The 6486-nt window shown below is 57.2% G+C and carries 2 protein-coding genes; one reads left to right on the forward strand and one right to left on the reverse strand.

Annotated elements, in window-relative coordinates:
* Positions 1-63: 63 nt before the first annotated feature.
* Entirely contained in the window at positions 64-1158 is a 1095-nt protein-coding gene (locus tag AC0LWN_RS15105; protein WP_474666615.1) for a YheC/YheD family endospore coat-associated protein, read from the reverse strand.
* Positions 1159-1504: 346 nt separating this feature from the next.
* On the opposite strand from AC0LWN_RS15105, the gene AC0LWN_RS15110 reads away from it, so the two are divergent.
* Positions 1505-6486, forward strand: a 4982-nt coding sequence (locus AC0LWN_RS15110; RefSeq protein WP_474666617.1) for a hypothetical protein, incomplete at its 3' end; no start/stop codon positions are given.

Consider the following 6486-nt stretch of genomic DNA (forward strand, 5'->3'; position numbering starts at 1 on the left):
TACGGACCCGGGGACCGGGACCGTTTCCGCTCTGCATTATATTGACATAGAATAGGAGACAAATCAATAACTGTTATATCGCGAAGGATTGTCAAGCAGGAAACGCGCATACTCCATTGGCTTCCGGTAGCTGTCCTTCCAGGTTTCAGTCAGCCCGGCTCTGCGGAAGCCGTAGCGCTGGTCGCGACCGTTGCATTCAATGAAATAGATCCGGCCATTTGCGGTGATGCCGATATCCAGGCCGATGTCGGCAAGTCCGGGCAGGCTTCGCTCCAGCTCACGGGCGATGCTGAGGCTGATCGTCAGGACGGACATGCGGATTCCTGCCGCCATCTCGCTGGAGAATACCTGCTCCAGCGCATACGAAGCATTCATCGCTTCGCCTCCCCGGGCGATGTTGGACACGAAGCCGCCGGGGCCGGCCCGTTTGGCGAACAGTCCGGTTACCTGCCAATCTCCGCCCCAGCCGCGCTGGACGGTAACCCGCAGATCAAACGGCCGCCGGTCAATCTCGACCAGCGGGATGCGCTCCTGCACAAGATACGGTATCGCGGCAAAACGCGCCCGAAGCGCTCTTGGCAGAGCCTCCGGATTCACCTCTGCGCTGGCCCAGCGGCTTGCACCGTCCGGAAGATAACTCAAGATCCAGCGGCTTGCGCTGCTCCGGGACAGGCGCATGATGCCTTTGCCGATACTCCCGCGGCATGGCTTGAGGATGAGATCCGGATAGCTGCCCATCATCTCCTTCAGTCCGGAAAATCCGGCTGAAGTATCCGGCAGCAGCCCGCTCAGCCCGGCATTTTGCTGAAGCAGTCCATGAATTTGATCTTTGCCGTAGCGGTTGCATGTATTGTACACCAGGACACCGCTGCGAAGCAGCCTGTCAACTCCCCGGTAGCCCGGGTCGTAGATGGCCCGGTTGTGAATCACGCCCGGCGTTGGAATGACAGTTCTCCGGTAGCCCTGAGGACCCTTAATATAGGCGATGCTATAGCCGGATTCCGTATCAATGTCCGACAACTTCAGAAAGCAAGGGATCAATCCGTATGCGGCGGCGGCTTCCTCGTAGCTCTCCAGCGACTCCTGTCCCGTTTTTAACCGGGGAACGCCCCGGTGCATAGCGGCATTTAGCAGTATTCCAACGAGCTTTTGCCCCATGTTTGTTCCTCCCGTTATCTTCTGTGTTTTCGGCTATCCCCTTTCCTCCTGTCATTGTATGTGGTTACCCGCCCTTTAGGATGGACGAATGCGCGGCGGCGGAAGCCCTTTTTTCAAAATATAAAAATTTATATGTTTTACGCTATAACTTATCCTTCTATTTCTCGCTGAAACGGATACCGTCCTTTTAAGGACGGCGTAGCCGTTTCCACTTGATGAATCTGTTGTCCGGGGGTCCAGCAAAGCTAAGGCACATTTGTCAGACTTGCAGGCAATGGGTGTCATTCGCCCATCATGCTGCATATTATGCCTAGGAGAAAAGACAGATGGAAGGAGGAGACTGCTTGTGAAGGGCTCCAGAAGAAATCAGCACCGCAGTTCGAAGAAACGGCTATATTTTGTGGATAATCCCAATAAGAGAGAACTCAGTATGCTGAATAGCAGTCCCAGGGTGCAGGAGTTTTCGGACATTGCCGACTCTGAAGTACTGGATACAGACATTGATTTATTGCAGGTAAGCGGGGTAGATATGCTCGAAGCCGAGGATTTGGCTCAGCCAGATTTGCCTGATCAGGAGGTGCCTCAGGAACCGGCAGTAGAAATATCGGGCCAGCATGAGGTGGCTGCAGCACCTTTGCTCGTGGAGGAAGCTCCAGCCTTACTGGAAAAAGAACGCCTGCATCCGGTGTATACCGATGATTTATCCGACGCTGCGGTTACGGGCCGGAAGATTGCTCCACGGACTATTGACGGATCTAAGCTGAAATTTGGCATTATCGGCACACCTTGGCTGCAGGATTATGCGGTACAAAGCATCAACATCGCGGACAAGGCAATAACGTCTTCTAAGCTGGCCCCTGAGTCGGTTTCGGGTGAGCATTTGGCGGAGGGAAGCGTCAGCGGCGGCAAGCTGCTGGATCATTCGATTGGCGGCGAGAAGCTGAAGAATGGCAGCATTGGCCCTGAAAAGCTGGCTGACCGGATCATTGGAGGGGGGCAAATAGCCGACCAGGCGATTACCAGCCGCCATCTTAGCGATTGTATCATCACCTCGGAGCTGCTGGAGGACGGGGCGGTAACCGGCGAGAAAATCATGAGCAGCAGCATAGTCAGCCGCCATCTCGCAAACGGAAGCATTGACCATTCCAAGCTGGCTGATGGTGCAGTGTCCGGTGACAAAATTGCCGACGGTGAAATTAGCAGTGCCAAGCTGGGCGATGCAGTTATCGAGAGCCGCCATGTAAGTGACGGCGCAATCACAGCGAAGCATCTGGCCCAGGGGGCGATAGGTCCGGAGCAGTTAGCCAGCCGGCTCATTGGCAAGGAACAGCTTCAGAGCGGCGTCATTGAAAGCGGCCATATCGCTGAAGGAGCTGTGGGCTCGCGCCAGATCGGCAAGGAAGCCATTCGGGGACAGCATCTGAGTCCGGAAAGCGTGAACGGCAGTCATATTGGCGACGGTGAAATCAGCAGCCGTCATTTGGCGGACCGGAGCATTTCTTTTGTGAAGCTGGCGGAAGGCGCTGTAGGTACGGCGCAGCTTGTGGAGCAAGCGGTCACCTCCTCCAAAATCGCCGATCAGAGTATTCTGGGACATAAGCTGGCGGATGAATCGGTGGCAACACGGCATATCGCCAAGTCAGCTGTGCGCGGCCCGCAGATCGCCATGCAGGCGATTGCCTCAGCCCACTTGCAGCGTGAGTCTGTGGAGCATTCCCATCTGGCGGCGGAATCGGTTGGGTCCGTGCAGCTTCAGGAGGAGGCTGTGCTTACCAGCCATATGGCGAGCGGCGCGGTTACGGGAGAACAACTGGCGTCTGAGTCCGTGGCGGCAGAGCATCTCCGTCCGCAAAGCGTGACCTCCGCCAAGCTGGCAGATGGCAGTATCACCGCCGCCAAGCTGGCTCAGGGCTCGGTTAATGGAGCTGCTCTGGCCAGGGAAGCGGTTAGCGGAGAGCATGTTGCTTATTGTGCGGTCGAGGAGAAGCATCTGGCCGATGCCAGTGTCAGCGGGCGGGTGCTGCAGGGCGCAGTGGTGGATGCCGAGCATTTGGCACCGGGGGCGGTAGAGCGCAGACATCTTAGCGAGAACAGTGTAACTTCTTCTGCGCTCCAGCATGGGGCGGTATCTGGAGAGAAGCTGGCCACCGGTGCTGTTAAGGAAATCCATCTCTCTGCCGGTGTGGTGCAGCCGCATCATCTGGCTGATTATGCGGTTACTGCGCTGAAGCTGTCGCCGGAAAGTGTTTCGACCGATAAGCTGGGGGATTTATCGGTTACAGCTGTCAAGCTGGCTGACAACAGCGTAGAAGCCGCTAAGCTCGCGGGGGCGGCGGTTCAGGCAGAGCACTTGTCAGCAGGTGCGGTCGGCCCGGGCTCGATCAGCGACTCAGCGGTGCAGGGCAGACATCTCGCCCCGGGAAGTGTCAGCGGGACGCATATTCGGCCAATGTCTATCGGAAATGGACACATTAATCCGAGCTCTATCTCGTCGATACAAATACAGGATGCCAGTATCACTGGCTCGAAGCTGACAGAGGGGGCTGTCGCTTCCCGCCATCTCTCGCCTGGAAGCGTTGAGAGCAAGCATTTAGCGGAGGCTTCGGTTGAAAGCCGGCATATCGGGCAAGGCGAAGTGACGCTGGCCCATCTGGCCGAAGAGGTACGCAGTAGTGAAATATTGCCGGACAGCAGTATCGGTGGGGAAAAGCTGCTGGATGGGTCGATTCAATCCTTCCATATCGCTCAAGGAAGTATACACACAGAACACTTGGCGGAGGAAGCGGTCCTGGGCCATCATATCCGTACAGGCGAAATCAAGCTTGAGCATTTGGCGGATGAGGTCCGCAGTGCAGAGCTGCTGCCGGATGGCAGCATCGGTGGAAGCAAGCTGGCGGAAGGAGCGGTGGGCACATCCCACCTGATACAGGGCAGCGTAAATGGAAACCACTTGGCTGAGGGTGCAGTAGAGAGCCGCCATATCATTTCCGGCAGCATCACGCTTGCGCATCTGGCTAAGGAGACGCTGACCTCTGAGCTGCTGCCGGATGGCAGCATCGACAGCGGGAAGCTGGCAGCAGGGGCGATAAATTCGCTGCATGTGCAGCAGGAGAGCATTTACGGGGAGCATCTTATAGACGGAATACTGCAGGAGCGGCACTTGCGGCCAGGCTTGATCAAGCTCGCACATCTGGCAGATGAGGTCCGCAGCGCGGAGCTGCTGCCGGATGGCAGCATTGGCAGCGGCAAACTTGCGGTAGGCTCGGTGAACTCGACCCATCTGCAGCAGCAGAGCATCCAAGGCGAGCATCTTGCAGATGGTGTGCTTGAGGAGCGGCATTTGAATTCCGGCTTGATCAAGCTCGCACATCTGGCGGATGAGGTCCGCAGCGCGGAGCTGCTGCCGGATGGCAGCATTGGCAGCGATAAGCTGGCGGTAGGCTCGGTGAGCTCGGCACACTTGCAGTGGCAGAGTATACAAGGCGAGCATCTTGCAGATGGAGCGCTAGAGGAGCGGCATTTGAACTCCGGCATGATCAAGCTTGAACATCTGGCGGATGAGGTCCGCAGCGCGGAGCTGTTGCCTGATGGTAGTATCGGCAGTGATAAGCTGGCGGAAGGCTCGGTAAGCTCGGCCCATCTGCAGCTACAGAGCATCCAAGGTGAGCATCTTGCGGATGGAGCGCTAGAGGAGCGGCATTTGAACCCCGGCATGATCAAGCTTGAACATCTGGCGGATGAGGTCCGCAGCGCGGAGCTGTTGCCGGACGGCAGTATTGGCAGCGATAAGCTGGCGGAAGGCTCAGTAAGCTCGGCCCATCTGCAGCAGCATAGCATCCAAGGTGAGCATCTGGCGGATGGAGCGCTAGAGGAGCGGCATTTGAACCCCGGCATGATCAAGCTTGAACATCTGGCGAATGAGGTCCGCAGCGCGGAGCTGTTGCCGGACGGCAGTATTGGCAGCGGCAAACTTGGTGTAGGCTCTGTGAACTCGGTACATTTGCAATGGCAGAGCATACAGAGCGAGCATCTGACGGATGGTGTGCTGGAGGAGCGGCATTTGAACCCCGGTGTGATCAAACTTGAGCATCTGGCAAATGAGGTCCGCAGCGCGGAACTGTTGCCGGACGGTAGCATTGGCAGCGGCAAACTTGGTGTAGGCTCGGTGAGCTCGGCACATTTGCAATGGCAGAGCATATACGGTGACCATCTGACGGATAGTGTGCTAGAGGAGCGGCATTTGAACCCCGGTGTGATCAAGCTTGAACATCTGGCGGATGAGGTTCATAGCGCGGAGCTGCTGCCGAACGGCAGCATTGGCAGCGATAAGCTGGCAGAAGGCTCGGTAAGTTCGGCGCACTTGCAGCAGATGAGCATACAAGGCGAGCATCTGGCGGATAGTGTGCTAGAGGAGCGGCATTTGAACCCCGGTGTGATCAAGCTCGCACATCTGGCGGATGAGGTCCGCAGCGGGGAACTGCTGCCGGACGGCAGTATTGGCAGTGAAAAGCTGGCGGAAGGCTCGGTAAGTTCGGCGCACTTGCAGCAGATGAGCATACAAGGCGAGCATCTTGCGGATGGAGCGCTTAAAGAGCGGCATCTGAGCTCCAGTATGATCAAGCTTGAGCATCTCTCGGATGAGGTCCGCAGCGCGGAGCTGCTGCCGAACGGCAGTATTGGCGGCATTAAGCTGGCATCGGGCTCAGTGGGCTCCTATCATCTGGCTACGGGCAGCATATATGGAGGCCATTTGACTCCGGCAGCGGTGGACAGTCGCCATATTCGCCCGGGCAGCATCCATCTGGAGCATCTGGCCGAGGATACGTTGACTTCTGAACTTCTGCCGGATGGCAGTATCGGCAGCGAGAAGCTGGCGGAAGGCTCAGTAAGTTCGGTGCACTTGCAGCAGATGAGCATCTACGGCGAACATCTCGCGGACGGTGTGCTTACGGAGCGTCATTTGAGCCCTGGTATAATCAAGCTGGAGCATCTGGCGGATGAGGTCCGCAGCGGGGAGCTGCTGCCGGATGGCAGTATCGGCAGCGATAAACTGGCGGAAGGCTCAGTAAGTTCGGTGCATCTGCAGCAGATGAGCATCTACGGCGAACATCTCGTGGACGGTGTCCTTACGGAGCGTCATTTGAGCCCCGGCATAATCAAGCTGGAACATTTGGCGGATGAGACTTGCACTGCGGATTTACTGCCGGATGGCAGTATCGGCAGCGATAAGCTGGCGGGAGGTTCAGTAAGTTCGGTGCATCTGCAGCAGATGAGCATCTTCGGCGAACATCTCGCGGACGGAGTGCTTACGGAGCGTCATTTGAGCCC

The organism is Paenibacillus sp. sgz302115, assembly GCF_056120445.1.

Excerpts from the sequence above, each read along its gene's own strand:
- AC0LWN_RS15105 (WP_474666615.1), bottom strand. The coding sequence starts at position 1,158 with ATGGGGCAAAAGCTCGTTGGAATACTGCTAAATGCCGCTATGCACCGG.